1 protein-coding gene is annotated in these 557 nt (G+C 68.2%); it reads left to right on the top strand.

Annotated elements, in window-relative coordinates:
* Positions 1 to 21: 21 nt before the first annotated feature.
* The coding region (locus A5780_RS12180) for a relaxase domain-containing protein (protein WP_197521734.1) at positions 22 to 557 on the top strand (536 nt) is incomplete at its 3' end.

Genomic DNA, 557 nt, shown 5'->3' with positions numbered 1-557 from the left:
GACATCGTCACCGAATCCCAGATGCGGGCCTTGTTCGGGCGCGGGATGCATCCGAACGCGGACGCGATCGTCGCGCAGCTGGCAGCCGAGCAGATGGCCGATGGTGTCTCGCCGCGGGTGGCCCGCCTCTACGGCGCGAAGATGGCCCAGCTCGGCCGCCCCCACAACCGGTATGTGGTCGACGAGGCCGGCTACCGATTCGAATGCGCCCGCGCCTACGCCGAATACAACCGTGCCCAAGGCCTCATCGAGTACGCCAAGATCCCCCCGGAGGTGCGTGAACAGATCCGCACCGACGTCGCTCTGACCATGTTCGCCGAGGAATTCGGGCGCCCCCCGGCCGATGATCGGGAGCTGTCGGGCTGGATCGCGCGCGCTTCCCGGCCGAATACCAAGGCGGTGGCCGGGTTCGACCTGACCTTCTCACCGGTCAAGAGTGTGTCGGCGTTGTGGGCGCTGGCGCCGCGTGAGATCGCCGAGAAGATCGAGGCCGCCCACTACGCCGCGATCGACGATGCCCGGGCCTACCTCGAGCAGCACGCGGTCTACACCCGCGT

This window comes from Nocardia sp. 852002-20019_SCH5090214 (assembly GCF_001665865.1).
In the GTDB taxonomy this organism is placed as follows: domain Bacteria; phylum Actinomycetota; class Actinomycetes; order Mycobacteriales; family Mycobacteriaceae; genus Nocardia; species Nocardia nova.
The sequence above is the reverse complement of the archived record's forward strand: the minus strand, read 5'-3'. Positions and strand labels throughout refer to the sequence as shown.